This is a genomic window from Streptomyces caeruleatus (assembly GCF_001514235.1).
Classification (GTDB): Bacteria; Actinomycetota; Actinomycetes; order Streptomycetales; family Streptomycetaceae; genus Streptomyces; species Streptomyces caeruleatus.
In genome coordinates, this window is sequence record NZ_KQ948928.1 from 89,634 (window position 1) to 104,154 (window position 14,521).

The 14,521-nt window shown below is 68.6% G+C and carries 12 protein-coding genes; 8 read left to right on the forward strand and 4 right to left on the reverse strand.

Translation table 11 applies throughout. The features are described from left to right. Positions 1-147: 147 nt before the first annotated feature. Positions 148-3,042 carry a vitamin B12-dependent ribonucleotide reductase gene (locus AQJ67_RS16015; protein WP_062719441.1) on the forward strand — a complete coding sequence of 965 codons (2,895 nt, stop codon included), beginning with the start codon at positions 148-150 and terminating at the stop codon, positions 3,040-3,042. Positions 3,043-3,170: 128 nt separating this feature from the next. Here AQJ67_RS16015 and AQJ67_RS16020 read toward each other — a convergent pair whose 3' ends face one another. Then, complete coding sequence (locus AQJ67_RS16020; protein ID WP_062719442.1) at positions 3,171-3,704, reverse strand: TerD family protein; 534 nt, start codon at positions 3,702-3,704, stop codon at positions 3,171-3,173. A 153-nt stretch (positions 3,705-3,857) separates the two neighbouring features. On the opposite strand from AQJ67_RS16020, the gene AQJ67_RS16025 reads away from it, so the two are divergent. The 3 genes from AQJ67_RS16025 (at position 3,858) to AQJ67_RS16035 (ending at position 6,160) form a co-directional block, all read left to right on the forward strand. Further along, on the forward strand, positions 3,858-4,463 hold the full coding sequence (locus AQJ67_RS16025) for a YdbC family protein (RefSeq protein ID WP_062719443.1): 606 nt from the start codon (positions 3,858-3,860) through the stop codon (positions 4,461-4,463). Between the two features lie 119 nt (positions 4,464-4,582). Then, complete coding sequence (locus tag AQJ67_RS16030; RefSeq protein WP_062719444.1) at positions 4,583-5,242, forward strand: histidine phosphatase family protein; 660 nt, start codon at positions 4,583-4,585, stop codon at positions 5,240-5,242. Positions 5,243-5,254: 12 nt separating this feature from the next. Next, positions 5,255-6,160 (forward strand): ADP-ribosylglycohydrolase family protein, encoded by a 906-nt coding sequence (locus AQJ67_RS16035; protein WP_062719445.1) that lies wholly within the window; start codon positions 5,255-5,257, stop codon positions 6,158-6,160. Between the two features lie 350 nt (positions 6,161-6,510). On the opposite strand, the gene AQJ67_RS16040 is transcribed toward AQJ67_RS16035, so the two are convergent. Then, on the reverse strand, positions 6,511-8,058 hold the full coding sequence (locus tag AQJ67_RS16040; protein WP_062719446.1) for an MFS transporter: 1,548 nt from the start codon (positions 8,056-8,058) through the stop codon (positions 6,511-6,513). Positions 8,059-8,245: 187 nt separating this feature from the next. Here AQJ67_RS16040 and AQJ67_RS16045 point away from each other — a divergent pair, with 187 nt between their 5' ends. From AQJ67_RS16045 to AQJ67_RS16055, 3 genes are all read left to right on the forward strand, one after another. Then, positions 8,246-8,869, forward strand: coding sequence for a TetR/AcrR family transcriptional regulator (locus AQJ67_RS16045; protein WP_062719447.1), 624 nt, complete (start codon positions 8,246-8,248; stop codon positions 8,867-8,869). A gap of 82 nt (positions 8,870-8,951) precedes the next feature. Continuing rightward, a complete protein-coding gene (locus AQJ67_RS16050; RefSeq protein WP_062719448.1) occupies positions 8,952-9,653 on the forward strand; it encodes a ribonuclease HII in 702 nt (233 codons plus the stop codon). Positions 9,654-9,721: 68 nt separating this feature from the next. Continuing rightward, positions 9,722-10,363 (forward strand): hypothetical protein, encoded by a 642-nt coding sequence (locus AQJ67_RS16055; protein WP_079055985.1) that lies wholly within the window; start codon positions 9,722-9,724, stop codon positions 10,361-10,363. Between the two features lie 557 nt (positions 10,364-10,920). Here the strand turns inward: AQJ67_RS16055 and AQJ67_RS16060 are convergent. Continuing rightward, a complete protein-coding gene (locus tag AQJ67_RS16060) occupies positions 10,921-11,556 on the reverse strand; it encodes a hypothetical protein (protein WP_062719450.1) in 636 nt (211 codons plus the stop codon). Positions 11,557-11,891: 335 nt separating this feature from the next. Between AQJ67_RS16060 and AQJ67_RS16065 the strand changes: the two genes are divergently transcribed. Beyond that, positions 11,892-14,051, forward strand: coding sequence for a RecQ family ATP-dependent DNA helicase (locus AQJ67_RS16065; protein WP_062719451.1), 2,160 nt, complete (start codon positions 11,892-11,894; stop codon positions 14,049-14,051). A 214-nt stretch (positions 14,052-14,265) separates the two neighbouring features. On the opposite strand, the gene AQJ67_RS16070 is transcribed toward AQJ67_RS16065, so the two are convergent. Further along, on the reverse strand, positions 14,266-14,475 hold the full coding sequence (locus AQJ67_RS16070) for a hypothetical protein (protein WP_062719452.1): 210 nt from the start codon (positions 14,473-14,475) through the stop codon (positions 14,266-14,268). Between the last annotated feature and the right edge of the window lie 46 nt (positions 14,476-14,521).

Genomic DNA, 14,521 nt, shown 5'->3' on the forward strand with positions numbered 1-14,521 from the left:
TCTTCGGAGCATCGGATCCGGCCGAGGGCGGCGACAGAAGACCTGCTGCGGGCGGCCATCGGACGGTGCCCGCAGCACTAGACAGAACACGTGCCACGGGGAACATCGGGGCACTTCAGGGCGTTCTAGCCCGTACAGGGAGGCGGCATGACAGAGACGGCGAGCGGTCCGGCACGGAGTTCCCGCGCCAAGGGCACCAAGGCGACCAAGGGACTGCGTATCGAGCGCATCCACACCACCCCCGGCGTACACCCGTACGACGAGGTGGCCTGGGAGCGCCGTGACGTCGTCATGACCAACTGGCGCGACGGCTCTGTGAACTTCGAGCAGCGTGGCGTCGAGTTCCCCGACTTCTGGTCGGTGAACGCGGTCAACATCGTCACCAGCAAGTACTTCCGCGGTGCCGTCGGCACCCCGCAGCGCGAGGTGAGCCTCAAGCAGCTCATCGACCGCATCGTGAAGACGTATCGGAAGGCCGGCGAGGACTACAAGTACTTCGCCTCGCCCGCCGACGCAGAGATCTTCGAGCACGAGCTGGCGTACGCCCTCCTGCACCAGATCTTCAGCTTCAACAGCCCCGTCTGGTTCAACGTCGGTACGCCCCAGCCGCAGCAGGTCTCCGCCTGCTTCATCCTGTCCGTCGACGACTCCATGGAGTCGATCCTCGACTGGTACAAGGAAGAGGGCATGATCTTCAAGGGCGGCTCCGGCGCCGGCCTGAACCTCTCCCGGATCCGTTCCTCCAAGGAACTGCTCTCCTCCGGTGGCAACGCCTCCGGTCCGGTCTCCTTCATGCGCGGTGCCGACGCCTCTGCAGGAACGATCAAGTCGGGTGGCGCCACGCGCCGCGCCGCCAAGATGGTCATCCTCGACGTCGACCACCCCGACATCGAGGACTTCATCGAGACCAAGGTCAAGGAAGAGGAGAAGATCCGCGCCCTGCGCGACGCGGGCTTCGACATGGACCTGGGCGGCGACGACATCACGTCCGTCCAGTACCAGAACGCCAACAACTCGGTCCGCGTGAACGACACGTTCATGAAGGCGGTCGAGACCGGCGGCAAGTTCGGTCTGACCTCCCGTATGACCGGTGAGGTCATCGAAGAGGTCGACGCCAAGGCCCTGTTCCGCAAGATGGCCGAGGCCGCCTGGGCCTGCGCCGACCCCGGCATCCAGTACGACGACACCATCAACCACTGGCACACCTGCCCGGAGTCCGGCCGGATCAACGGCTCGAACCCCTGCAGCGAGTACATGCACCTGGACAACACGTCCTGCAACCTCGCCTCGCTGAACCTGATGAAGTTCCTGAAGGACGACGGCAAGGGCAACCAGTCCTTCGACGTCGAGCGCTTCGCGAAGGTCGTCGAGCTCGTCATCACCGCGATGGACATCTCCATCTGCTTCGCGGACTTCCCCACGCAGAAGATCGGTGAGAACACGCGCGCGTTCCGCCAGCTCGGCATCGGTTACGCCAACCTCGGCGCCCTGCTGATGGCGACCGGCCACGCGTACGACTCCGACGGTGGCCGCGCCCTCGCCGGCGCCATCACCTCCCTGATGACGGGCACGTCGTACAAGCGTTCCGCCGAACTCGCCGCGGTCGTCGGCGCGTACGACGGCTACGCCCGCAACGCCCAGCCGCACCTGCGCGTCATGAAGCAGCACGCCGACGCCAACGGCGTGGCCGTCCGCATGGACGACCTGGACACGCCGATCTGGGCCGCCGCCACGGAGGCCTGGCAGGACGTGCTGCGCCTCGGCGAGAAGAACGGTTTCCGTAACGCCCAGGCGTCGGTCATCGCCCCGACCGGCACCATCGGTCTCGCGATGTCCTGCGACACCACCGGTCTTGAGCCCGACCTCGCGCTGGTCAAGTTCAAGAAGCTGGTCGGCGGCGGCTCGATGCAGATCGTCAACGGCACCGTCCCGCAGGCCCTGCGTCGCCTGGGCTACCAGGAGGAGCAGATCGAGGCGATCGTCGCCCACATCGCCGACCACGGCAATGTCGTCGACGCCCCCGGCCTCAAGCACGAGCACTACGAGGTGTTCGACTGCGCCATGGGCGAGCGCTCCATCTCCGCGATGGGCCACGTCCGCATGATGGCCGCGATCCAGCCGTGGATCTCCGGCGCGCTCTCCAAGACGGTCAACCTGCCGGAGACGGCGACCGTCGAGGACGTCGAAGAGGTTTACTTCGAGGCCTGGAAGATGGGCGTCAAGGCGCTCGCCATCTACCGCGACAACTGCAAGGTCGGCCAGCCCCTCTCCGCCAAGACCAAGGAGAAGGAGAAGGCCGAGGTCACGGAGAAGGCTGAGGCCACCATCCGTGAGACGGTCGAGAAGATCGTCGAGTACCGCCCGGTCCGCAAGCGCCTCCCCAAGGGCCGTCCCGGCATCACGACGTCCTTCACGGTCGGCGGGGCCGAGGGCTACATGACCGCCAACTCCTACCCGGATGACGGTCTCGGCGAGGTCTTCCTGAAGATGTCCAAGCAGGGCTCGACTCTCGCGGGCATGATGGACGCCTTCTCCATCGCGGTCTCCGTCGGCCTCCAGTACGGCGTGCCGCTGGAGACGTACGTCTCGAAGTTCACCAACATGCGCTTCGAGCCGGCCGGTATGACGGACGACCCGGACGTGCGGATGGCGCAGTCGATCGTCGATTACATCTTCCGCCGCCTGGCGCTGGACTTCCTGCCGTTCGAGACGCGTTCCGCGCTCGGTATCCACTCCGCCGAGGAGCGTCAGCGTCACCTGGAGACCGGTTCGTACGAGCCGTCCGACGACGAGGTCGACGTCGAGGGCCTGGCCCAGTCGGCGCCGCGCGCCCAGGAGCTGAAGGCCGTCACCACCCCGAAGGCGGACGCCGTTGCGGCCAAGCCTGTCCCGCAGCAGGCCCACACCAGCGCCGAGCTGGTGGAGATGCAGCTGGGCATCCAGGCCGACGCCCCGCTGTGCTTCTCCTGCGGCACGAAGATGCAGCGGGCCGGCTCCTGCTACATCTGCGAGGGCTGCGGCTCGACCAGCGGCTGCAGCTGACCCCGGGCAGGGGTTGGCCCCGGAGGCCGGGGAGCCGTTGAGGTGACCCGACGAAGGCCCTGAAGAGGGGCGCCGACCAAATGGTCGGCGCCCCTCTTCGCCGTATGCCCGGCGAACCTACGCGTGGCTCAGGTCTGGCGAGCGCTTCCCATCGTCGCTGTGAACGTCTCAGGGTCGTCCTCGAAACCGTGGATGCCCGGGTGGAAGTCCCACGTGCTCGATCCGTCGCGTACGAACTCCGCGACCGTCGTCGCCGTCGCCCCGAGGACGGCGCCGAAGTCGTCCTCGGCCATGACGGTGTAGCCCTCGCGGATGCGCAGGGCCGGATTGATGACGCTGACGAAGGTGCGCTGAGCGGGGTTCTGCTGGATCACCACTCCGACCATCACGCGCGCGTACCGGCTGTCGAGCCGGTCGAGCTCCACGGTGAGGACCTCGTCCCAGCCGAAGCCCTTGCCGTCCTTGCTGTCCCGGTTGAGATAGATGGTGCCGTCGGGAGAACGGCTGTCGAAATGCACCACGTACGCGGGATCGCCGTACGGATCACTCGCCAGGTAGGTCGCGGCGACGAGGTCCAGGTCGGTGGGCGGCTGCCCCGACGGACTCGGATCCCACTTGAGTGAGATCTCGACCTTCCGGATCCCCTTGTTGATGGCGTTCACCAGGTCCCCTTCCCCGTTTCGCGTTTGTCTCAGCCCGAACTGCCCAGCAGACAAGGCCGGTTGTCCATCCTGCCACGCGCGCGGGAGCGTACGCCGAAGAGCACTCCTGCCGAGAGTGACCGGCGCCACGCTCCGTGGCCTTACGATGGCGCGGTGCTGGTCAAGTGGATTCGCTGCACCGTGGTGGACCGCCGCGGCTTCGAGCGGGGGCAGCGAAAGTGGGCGGGGCTTCTGGGGGAGCCGGGATTTCGGGGGCAGGGTGGTGGCTGGAGTCGGGGGCGGCAGGGGGTGGCGCACATCTTCTCGTTCTGGGAGAGCCGTTCCTTCTACGACTCCTTCATGGCCCGCTCCCACGACAGACTGGCGACGGCGCAGTCGGGCACCTACAAGGACATGCAGGTAAGACTCTTCGACTACCGCTTCGACGTGAAGACCGGTTTCGAGCCGCGCTTCACCGACGCGGATCTCGTCCGGGTGGCCCACTGCCGTGTCCATGAAGAACGGGCCGAACACTTCACACTTATGCAGGAGAAGGTCTGGAACCCCGCCATGGCCGGCTCCCCGGGCATGATCCGCGGGCTGTTCGGCGAGGCCCCGGGGCATGAGTTCCTGGTGCTGTCGATGTGGCGGTCGGCCGCGGAGCACGGTAAGTACCGGACGGAGCGCGTGGAGCGACTGGCGCTGCGAGCCCAGACCGAGGCGGACATCGCGGCTCTTACGGGTGACATCGTGGAGCTCGAAACGACCTGGACGGTTTGAATTCCGGACCCGCCAGTGGTGCGCCTGGAAGTGGCTGGTGGTACAGGAAATGTGTGACTTACGCCGTATGGAGCCCGTAGGAGTCTTCGATGGGCCGTGACCCGATCTAGGGTTTTGGCATGGCACGACCACGGCGCATCGTCCTTGTCCGGCACGGCGAGTCGACGGGCAATGTTGATGACACCGTCTACGAGCGTGAGCCCGACCATGCCCTCGCCCTGACCGCGCAGGGCTGGCTCCAGGCGGAGGAGACCGGGAAACGGCTGCGGGACGTGTTCGGCCGGGAGCGGGTCAGCGTGTACGTCTCGCCTTATCGCCGTACGCACGAAACGCTGCGGGCCTTCCACCTGGACCACGAGCTCATACGCGTGCGCGAAGAGCCCCGGCTGCGCGAGCAGGACTGGGGAAACTGGCAGGACCGCGACGACGTACGCCTCCAGAAGTCCTACCGGGACGCATACGGTCACTTCTTCTACCGCTTCGCCCAGGGCGAGTCCGGCGCCGACGTGTACGACCGGGTCGGCAACTTCCTGGAGAGCCTGTTCCGCAGCTTCGAGGCCCCCGACCATCCGCCGAACGTGCTGCTCGTGACCCATGGACTCGCGATGCGACTGTTCTGCATGCGCTGGTTCCACTGGACGGTCGCGGAATTCGAGTCGCTGTCGAACCCGGGGAACGCCGAGATGCGGATGCTCGTTCTCGGGGACGACGGCAAGTACACGCTTGACCGGCCGTTCGAACGCTGGCGAGATCCGGAACCGTACGGGATCACCGGATAGAGTGGCAGAGCGATGACCGCTGACTCCTCTCCCGAAGGGCGCCTGGACCGCGCCCTGGCCAGCCTGCGCGGACTCGCGGTGGGGGACGCGCTGGGCTCGCAGTTCTTCGTCCCGGTGAACTACCCCCTGCTGAAGCGCCGCGAGCTGCCCGCCGGGCCCTGGCAGTGGACGGACGACACGGAGATGGCCTGCTCCGTGGTCGCCGTTCTGGCCGCCCACCACCGCATCGACCAGGACGCCCTGGCCCGCTCCTTCGCCGAGCACCACGACTTCGACCGGGGCTACGGCCCCGCCGTCAACCGGCTGCTGCGCCTGGTCCGGGAGGGCGGCGACTGGCGCGAGCTGTCGGCTGCACTCTTCAACGGACAGGGCTCCTGGGGCAACGGCGCCGCGATGCGGATCGCGCCCCTCGGCGCCTGGTACGCGGACGACCCGGAGCAGGCGACCCACCAGGCCGAGATCTCCGCCTACCCCACGCATCAGCACCGCGAGGCCGTGGTCGGCGCCATGGCTGTTGCCGCGGCTGCCGCGCTGGCTGCCGCTCCTGGCGGCCCGCCCAGTCCTGAGTCGCTTCTCGACGATGTCATCGCCCTCGTGCCGAAGAGTGCGGTCGGAGCGGGTCTACGACGTGCCCGGGACATGCTTGACTACGGCGACGCGGGCACCGTCGCAGCTGTCCTGGGCTGCGGACGCCGTACGACGGCCCATGACACCGTGCCCTTCGCGCTCTGGTCGGCGGCGCGGGCCCTCGGCGACTATGAGCGGGCCTTCTGGACGACCGCGCAGGTCGGCGGTGACGTGGACACCACGTGTGCCATCGTGGGCGGTGTGATCGGCTCCGGGAAGGCCGGGTCGGTGCCGGCCGAGTGGGTGGAGCGGACCGAGGCGTTCCCCGAGTGGCTGGCGACTTCGGTGTAGCCGCCCGAACCGCTGGCGCCCGTGGCGCTCTCGTTAACTTTCTGTGCATGCCGGGAACTCTGTGTGACCATCCGTCCGTTGTCATGGCAGCCTGCGTGTGGCCCGCTCGGGCCGTACGCACATGACATACGAGAGGCGCTGGGGGTGGAGTCATGGAGTTCGTGTGGGTGCTGGCTGCGCTGTTCGTCCCGGGAGCCGTCGCGTGGACCAGGGTTCGCCTAGCCGGCGCCGGAGAGGCTCTTCTGTCCCCGGCCGCCAGGAGGGTGGAGCGGATGGCCGGCTCGTCGTCCGCGCAGGAGGTCCCCCGGACGCGATCCGGCCATCCGCGGCCCTTGGCGGACCGGGCTGAGTCAGCCGGCCATCGGACCTGCCGTCCCGGCGAGGGCGTCAAGATCACTCTTGCGAACCCGGATCACGAACCACGCGGTGGCCAGGGCGAGTACCGCCATCGCTGCGGCCGCCACGAAACCCATCGATATGCCCTGGGTGAGCACTTCGTGCCCCCAGGGACCGGGCAGCTGCTGCGTCTTGGCGAACTCCACCTTCTGTTCGACCGATCCCTCCGCCATGAACTTCGGCACCTGCTTCTCCGCCTCGTCCTTGCTGGCCGAGCCGAACACGGTCGTCAGGATGGACAGACCGAGCGAACCACCCACCTGCTGCGTGGCGTTGAGCAGACCGGAAGCCGCGCCGGCCTCGTGCTGGGCGACACCGGAGACGGCGGTGATCGTCAGGGTCACGAAGTTCAGACCCATGCCGAAGCCGAACGCCAGCATCGGCCCGAGGACCCCGCCGACGTACGAGCTGTCGGGGCTGAGGAGGGTCTGCCAGGCCAGCCCGATCGCCGTGAGCGCCGATCCCACGAGCATGAAGGGCTTGGGGCCGAGCACCGGCAGGAAGCGCTGCGACAAGCCCGCGCCGAGCGCGATCACGACCGTCACCGGAAGGAACGCGAGACCTGCCTCGATCGGGCTGTACTCCAGCACGTTCTGCACGAACAGCACGATGTAGAAGAACATGCCGAACATCGCCGCGGCCAGGCTGAGCATGATCACGTACGTGCCCGAGCGGTTGCGGTCGGCGAACATCCTGAGCGGCGTGATGGGCTCCTTGGCCCGCGACTCGATGAACGCGAAGGCCAGCAGCAGGACCACCGCGGCGCCGAAGGACCCGATGGTCAGGCTGTCCCGCCATCCTTCGTCCGCGGCACGGATGAAGCCGTACACCAGGGAGGCCATGCCCGTCGTCGAGGTCAGTGCGCCCGCTATGTCGAAGCGACCGGTGTGCCGCTCGGACTCGCTGATGTACAGCGGCGTGAGGACGGCGATCACGATGCCTATCGGCACGTTGACGAAGAGCACCCACCGCCAGTCGAGCCACTCGGTGAGCATGCCGCCCGCGAGCAGACCGATGGCGCCACCGCCCGCGGAGACGGCGGCGAAGACGCCGAACGCCCGGTTGCGCTCCGGCCCTTCGGGGAACGTCGTGGTGATGAGCGCCAGCGAGGTGGGCGAAGCAATGGCGCCTCCCACGCCCTGGAGCACGCGCGCGGCCAGCAACTGCCAGGGTTCCTGGGCGAGTCCGCCGAGCAGGGAGGCGAGCGTGAACAGCAGAATGCCGGACATGAAGACCCGGCGGCGGCCCAGGATGTCACCCGCACGGCCGCCGAGAAGCAGCAGACCGCCGAAGGTGAGTGTGTAGGCGCTGACGACCCAGGTGAGGTCGGTGGTGCTGAACTTGAGAGCGTCTTGAATGTGCGGGAGTGCGATGTTCACAATCGTCGCGTCGAGTACCACCATGAGTTGGCAGGCCGCGATGACGGTGAGCGCGATGCCGGGGTGCCCCTCCCGGCGGGCCGCACCTGGTTTCTGATCTTTGATCAACTGAGAGGTTGTCACTATGGGTCCCCCACAAATGCCTTAGTGAACGCCCGCGTTCACTGCCGCGTCAACCGTAGTGAGTCCCCAGTAGTGAACGCAAGCGTTCACTTAGGTTGGCGTTGCGCGGCCCGTCCCCCCGTAGTGGCCGCGCGGTGCTCCCCCTGCTCCGGAATCCCCGCATCCCTTGTTCGTTGGAGACGCTCAGATGGTTACTTCGCCCTGGACGGCCGCCCCCGCTCAGACGGCCTCTCTCCGCCGGCGTGGCGCTGTGCTCGAACGCGCGATCCTCGACGCCGCGCTGGAACAGCTCAGTACGGTCGGATGGAACGGCCTGACGATGGAAGGCGTCGCCGCCGGCGCGCAGACCGGGAAGGCCGCCGTCTATCGGCGCTGGCCGTCCAAGGAGGATCTCGTCGCCGACGCGCTGCGTGCCGGGCTGCCGCGGTTCGAGTCGGCTCCCGATCTGGGGAGTGTGCGCGAAGATCTGCTCGAGCTGTGTCGGCAGGCGCGTGAGGCGATGTTCTCCCGCCCCGGTTTCGCGCTGCGATCGGTGATTCACGAATGCGACAACCTTCAGGCGGAGCGGTTTCATGGCGTGATCTTCGAGGGGGTCGTGGAGCCGACGCTCGGGCTGCTCCGGGAGGTCATCACCCGTGGCATTGCACGAGGCGAGGTGCGGTCCGACGCGGCGAACGGCTATGTGTTCGACGCCATTCCGGCGATGATGATGTACCGATCGAAGATGTGCTCAAGCGAATGGAACGACCAGGACCTCGAGGAGATGATCGACCAGTTGATGCTTCCGCTGCTCCGCCCGACGCGCGACTGAAGCACCGCTCCGGCAGCCTGGAGGTCGCGTCGGTGAACCGGGGTGTCGAAGCCCGTCGCGGTCGGCGTACGCTAAGGGCGCCATGCCGTACGAACCGCCTACTCATACCGTCGAGCGCTCCCTTCGAGCCACGACCGGAGCGAAGATCATTGCCGGTGTCGACGAGGTGGGGCGCGGCGCGTGGGCCGGTCCCGTCACCGTCTGCGCCGCGATCACCGGACTGCGTCGGCCCCCCGCAGGGCTCACCGACTCCAAGCTGCTCACCATCAAGCGGCGAACCGAGCTCGCCGGTCTGCTGCGGACGTGGGTGACGTCGTATGCCCTCGGTCACGCCTCTCCGGAGGAGATCGACGACCTGGGGATGACGGCCTCGCTGCGGCTCGCCGCGGGTCGTGCCCTGGAAGCCCTGCCGGTCCGTCCCGACGCGGTGATCCTGGACGGGAAGCACGACTACCTCGGGAACCCTTGGAAGGTCCGGACGGTGATCAAGGGCGACCGGTCGTGTGTGGCGGTCGCGGCAGCCTCGGTGATCGCCAAGGTGCAGCGCGACAAAATGATGGCCGAACTGGGTATCGACCATGCAGACTTCGGTTTTGCGGACAACGCCGGGTATCCGTCACCCGTGCACAAGGCCGCACTGGCGGAGCGGGGGCCCACCCCGTACCACCGGTTGTCGTGGGCGTATCTTGATGCGCTGCCCCAGTGGCGGCATCTCAAGAAGGCCCGCACCTGGGTGGAAGGAAGCGTTCCGGAGATCGAGGGTCAGCTCGGCTTCGATTTCTGACGGTTCCGCTCGCACTTGTGTGCCACCCGCTGGCGCGAGCCGCACCAGCGTTTGATAAACATCAGCTCATGCCTCTCATTCCCGAGGAGCCTCAGATTCACGAGAGTGCCCAGGGTCCCCGCGCCACGCCGGCCAGCGGCCGTACCGCGCCGACCCCTCGCCCCGTACCCGGCCCCCGCCCCGCGGCTCCGTCGCGTCCCGGCCGAACCGGGCCCCCGCGGCCCGCGCCGCCGGCGCAACGTACGCCGCGCGACGTGGCCGTGACCAAGCCCGGACCGGCCGGTCCGGCTGCCCCCGCCGTCTCCGCTCCGGCTGCGGCGACCCCGCAGATCCAGCTGATCCCGGCTTCCCCCGAGGGCGCGCTCGACGCCGCCGAGGAAGCCGTCGACCTGCTCCTGGATTCGGGCCGTGCCCCCAGCGACGTGCTGGTGATCACCACGGGTGAACAGCACCCGTGGGCCGCCCACGAGCTGTCCTTCGGCGAAGCCTCCTACTGGGCGCAGCACGACGCGGGAGACGACGTCTTCTACGCCGATGCCGCGGTCGCGGGTCGTGCCGCGGTGCGTCCCGTGGTCGTGGTGGCTGTCAACGGCGGCCCCGACACCGTTGCTGCCACCGCCCTGCCTCTGGCCATCGGCCGGGCCGGTGCCCTGCTGATCGTCTGCGGCGACCCGCAGCGGATCAACTCGGTGCTGGGCGCGGGCGTCTGAGCCGGATCCGGCTCGTCCTGGGGGAAACTCCGCGGGACACCGGGGGACAGGATAGGGCGCCGTCGCTGAGGCGGCGTCTGCACGGTGGCACCCTTGGCGTACGCGGACGAGCGTAGAGCTCGCTGTGCGCAGGTTCGGCGAACCCTCATGAGCGTCCATGCCGACGGACAGTCGTCGTGGGTCGACAGTCGTGAGGGCGCGGCCGATCGCCGGACGCGGGATGCCGCGATGGCGCCTGGGCGGAAGCGCCGGGCCTGTCGCCGTCTGGTTCGTGGTACGAGCTGGACGGGCCTTGGCCTGCCGTTGCTCGGCCGAGTTCGAAAAGCTCCGGGCGCTCGTGTCGTGGTGTCCGCGGTTGCCGATGTCGGGTGTCGCAGCGTGCTCAGCAGCCGCCGCGACTTGTCCGACAGCGCCGTATCTCGTACGGCAGGCGTCGTATCTCGTAGGGCAGAGTCGTGCCCGGTGCAGCAGCGTCGAATCTCGTGCGTCGGGAGCCGTGGCGGTTGTGTCGTACGGTGCGTGGCCGTGCTGTCAGCTGTGAAGCACGGTCCGTTCCCTCAGCGGGCTGCCGCGCGCCGGAGGACCTCCGAGGCCGCGCCGCCGGTGCGGGGTATCGGGAGCGGTGACTCGGACGTGGCGAAGGGCTCGGGTGCGGAGTCGGTGTTGGGGCGGCGTCCGCCGCGGCCCTCGCCGAGCACCTGCCAGCCGTCACGGGTCAGCGTGATGTACGCCCCGCACCGCAGCCCATGCAAGGTGCAGGCGTCACGCAGCCCCCACATCCACGCGCCGTCCTCCTCCGTCCAACGGGCGTCGCCCTCACGGCAGTAGAGCAGCACCGCGGTGCGCACCGGGGTGCGACGCCGCAGGTCGTGCGGGATGACGCGGCGCAGCTGGGCGAGCAGCGCGTTGCGGAACATCCAGCCGTCGGCCGGGGACGGGCGGCGAATGAACGAGGCGCTCGCCCGAAGACGCTCGTCCGGGTCGAGGACGGCCACGATCGCCGTCGCAGGTTTCGGGCGATGCCGGGAGTGCAGACCGCTGACGACCTCGCGGGGGTTGCGCAGCAGTGGGATGCCCGCGGCGGCCCACTCCGCGGGTTCGAGCATGCGGGCCAGAGGGTTGGCGGATGCGGCGGGCAGGTCGGCTGACGTCGACATGGATGCCGCGGAGGACGGAGCGAATCCGAAGGTCACGGTCCTCCCTTCGGCTACGCGCCCACTCTGCGGGCGAGGTCGGAATCGGGGGAGCGCACACCGCAGCAGAGCCCTACCGGTCCACGGACGAGCCGTGCGGGGAGCGGACTTCAATTCTTCCTGCCGAACCTGAATGCGGCAACGAGCAATTGGGGCCACCGACCGTTATCTGGTGGTGCGAGGGTTATATCCCTACCCAGTGCGTCACTGTGCGATGCATGGGGCGGCCGGCATCACCAGGTCGTGGCTGCTCACCAGCTCTGTCGACGGCACAGGAGCGCCGGTCGCGCCGGGTGAGGTGGCTGGTTGTCAGTGCCATCAGGTTGCATGGAGGCATGAACAATCTGGAGCTCCGCGCTGAAGCCGATGCCATCCTCGCCGAGCTCGTCGGTGCCCAGGAGGGGGCGGCGCGGCTGCGTGAGGACCAGTGGCAGGCCGTGGCGGCTCTGGTGGAGGACCGCCGACGTGCACTGGTGGTGCAGCGCACCGGTTGGGGCAAGTCAGCGGTGTACTTCGTCGCCACCGCCCTGCTGCGCCGTCGGGGCGCCGGTCCGACCGTGATCGTCTCCCCGCTGCTGGCATTGATGCGCAACCAGGTCGAATCGGCGGCCCGGGCCGGCATCCAGGCGCGGACCATCAACTCGGCCAACCCCGAGGAGTGGGACACCATCTACGAGGAGGTCGAGCGCGGTGAGACCGACGTTCTGTTGGTGAGCCCGGAGCGCCTCAATTCCGTGGATTTCCGCGAGCAGTTGCTGCCCAAGCTCGCGGCCACGACCGGCCTACTGGTGGTCGACGAGGCGCACTGCATCTCCGACTGGGGCCATGACTTCCGGCCTGACTACCGCCGCCTGCGGGCGATGCTCGCCGCACTGGCCCCCGGCGTTCCGGTGCTGGCGACCACGGCGACCGCCAACGCGCGCGTGACGGCGGACGTGGCCGAGCAACTGGGTACCGGCGCCGGTGAGGCTCTGGTGCTGCGCGGCTCGCTGGAGCGGGAGAGCCTGCGGTTGGGGGTGGTCCAGCTGCCGGATGCCGCACACCGTCTGGCCTGGCTGGCCGAGCATCTGGACGAGATGCAGGGCTCCGGGATCATCTACACGCTCACCGTGGCCGCGGCCGAGGAGGCGACCGCCTTCCTGCGGCAGCGCGGCTTCCATGTGGCCTCCTACACAGGGCGCACGGAGAACGCCGACCGGCTGCAGGCCGAGGCCGACCTGCTGGCGAACCGGGTCAAGGCGCTGGTCGCCACGTCGGCGCTGGGCATGGGGTTCGACAAGCCGGACCTGGGCTTCGTGGTGCACCTCGGCTCGCCGTCCTCGCCGATCGCGTACTACCAGCAGGTCGGTCGCGCCGGCCGCGGTGTCGAGCACGCGGATGTGCTGCTGCTGCCCGGCAAGGAGGACGAGGCCATCTGGCGCTACTTCGCCGATACGGCTTTCCCGCCCGAGGCACAGGTCCGGCAGACGCTCTCGGCTCTGGCCGACGCTGGACGACCGCTGTCTGTGCCGGCCCTGGAGGCGGCGGTGGATCTTCGGCGGACCCGGCTGGAGACCATGCTCAAGGTCCTCGACGTGGACGGGGCGGTCAAGCGGGTCAAGGGTGGCTGGATCTCCACCGGCGAACAGTGGATCTACGACTCTGAGCGGTACGCGTGGGTGGCGCGGCAGCGGACGGCCGAGCAGCAGGCCATGCGGGATTACGTGAGCGCGTCCGGGTGCCGGATGGAGTTCCTGCGTCGGCAGCTGGACGACGAGGGTGCCGCTCCGTGCGGCCGCTGCGACAACTGCGCGGGCACCTGGATCGCGTCGTCCGTCTCGGCCGAGGCGCTGACAGGGGCGGCGAAGGAGCTCGATCGCCCCGGCGTGGAGGTCGAACCGCGCAGGATGTGGCCGACGGGGATGCCTGCCTTGGGTATCGACCTCAAGGGACGTATCCCGGCGAAGGAACAGTGCTCCACCGGGCGGGCCCTGGGGCGGCTGTCGGACATCGGCTGGGGCAACCGCCTGCGCCCCCTGCTGGCCGAGAGCGCCCCCGACGGCCCGGTCCCCGATGACGTCCTTCAGGCCGCGGTCGCGGTGCTCGCCGACTGGGCGCGTTCACCGGGCGGCTGGGCGCCGAACGTCCCGGACGCCTCCGCCCGGCCGGTGGGCATCGTCGCCGTACCGTCACTGGCCCGCCCACAACTGGTTGCCTCCCTCGCCCAGGGCATCGCCGGCATCGGCCGCCTGCCCTTCCTGGGAACCCTGACCTATACCGGGCCGAGCGGCGCCCACGCGGTACGGCGAAGCAACTCCGCCCAACGCCTGCGGTCGCTGTCCGGCACGTTCACCGTCTCCGAGGAACTGGCCGGTGCCCTGGCGAGCTCCCAGGGACCCGTCCTGCTCGTCGACGACTACACCGACTCCGGCTGGACCCTCGCCGTCGCGGCCCGGTTGCTTCGCCGGGCAGGCAGTGGAGAGGTGCTTCCTTTGGTTCTCGCTGCGGCGGGGTGACCTCGCAGAGAGGCGTGATCGAGGGGTGTGCGCTGGGGCGAACTCGCTTGCCAAGTCTGCGGCGAGACCGTCCTGCAGGGAGCGGAGGACGCATTCGGTGGACGTGATGTCGACGTCATAGCGGAAGGCGTCGCCGCGTCTCCGCGGGTAGCCCCGGCGCCGGGCGTGTCCCTGACGTGCGGGACTTCGATGCGGTCAGTGGCCCTCAAATACATCAGCCAGCCATCAGCGGATCCCGCAGCGACGCGATGCCGAGTGAGGACACGAACCGCATGTCGTCGTAGACGAGTTCGGTGTGTTGCTCGTTGACCAGGACCCGCGCTAGCGCGCTGCCGGGGTCCGGGAGGAGCCTGCCGCTGCTTGCGCTGAGGAGGGCGAGTTCACGGACCAGTGGGTTACGCGGGGTGCCGGTCGTTCCTGACACAACTGGCCGTAGTGGCCCGGTTGTCGTGGCCCTGATCGGACTTATC

Coding starts and splice junctions, on each gene's coding strand:
- AQJ67_RS16055 (WP_079055985.1), top strand. CDS start 9,722: ATGCCTCTCATTCCCGAGGAGCCTCAGATTCACGAGAGTGCCCAGGGT.
- AQJ67_RS16030 (WP_062719444.1), top strand. CDS start 4,583: ATGGCACGACCACGGCGCATCGTCCTTGTCCGGCACGGCGAGTCGACG.
- AQJ67_RS16065 (WP_062719451.1), top strand. CDS start 11,892: ATGAACAATCTGGAGCTCCGCGCTGAAGCCGATGCCATCCTCGCCGAG.
- AQJ67_RS16045 (WP_062719447.1), top strand. CDS start 8,246: ATGGTTACTTCGCCCTGGACGGCCGCCCCCGCTCAGACGGCCTCTCTC.
- AQJ67_RS16035 (WP_062719445.1), top strand. CDS start 5,255: ATGACCGCTGACTCCTCTCCCGAAGGGCGCCTGGACCGCGCCCTGGCC.
- AQJ67_RS16015 (WP_062719441.1), top strand. CDS start 148: ATGACAGAGACGGCGAGCGGTCCGGCACGGAGTTCCCGCGCCAAGGGC.
- AQJ67_RS16050 (WP_062719448.1), top strand. CDS start 8,952: ATGCCGTACGAACCGCCTACTCATACCGTCGAGCGCTCCCTTCGAGCC.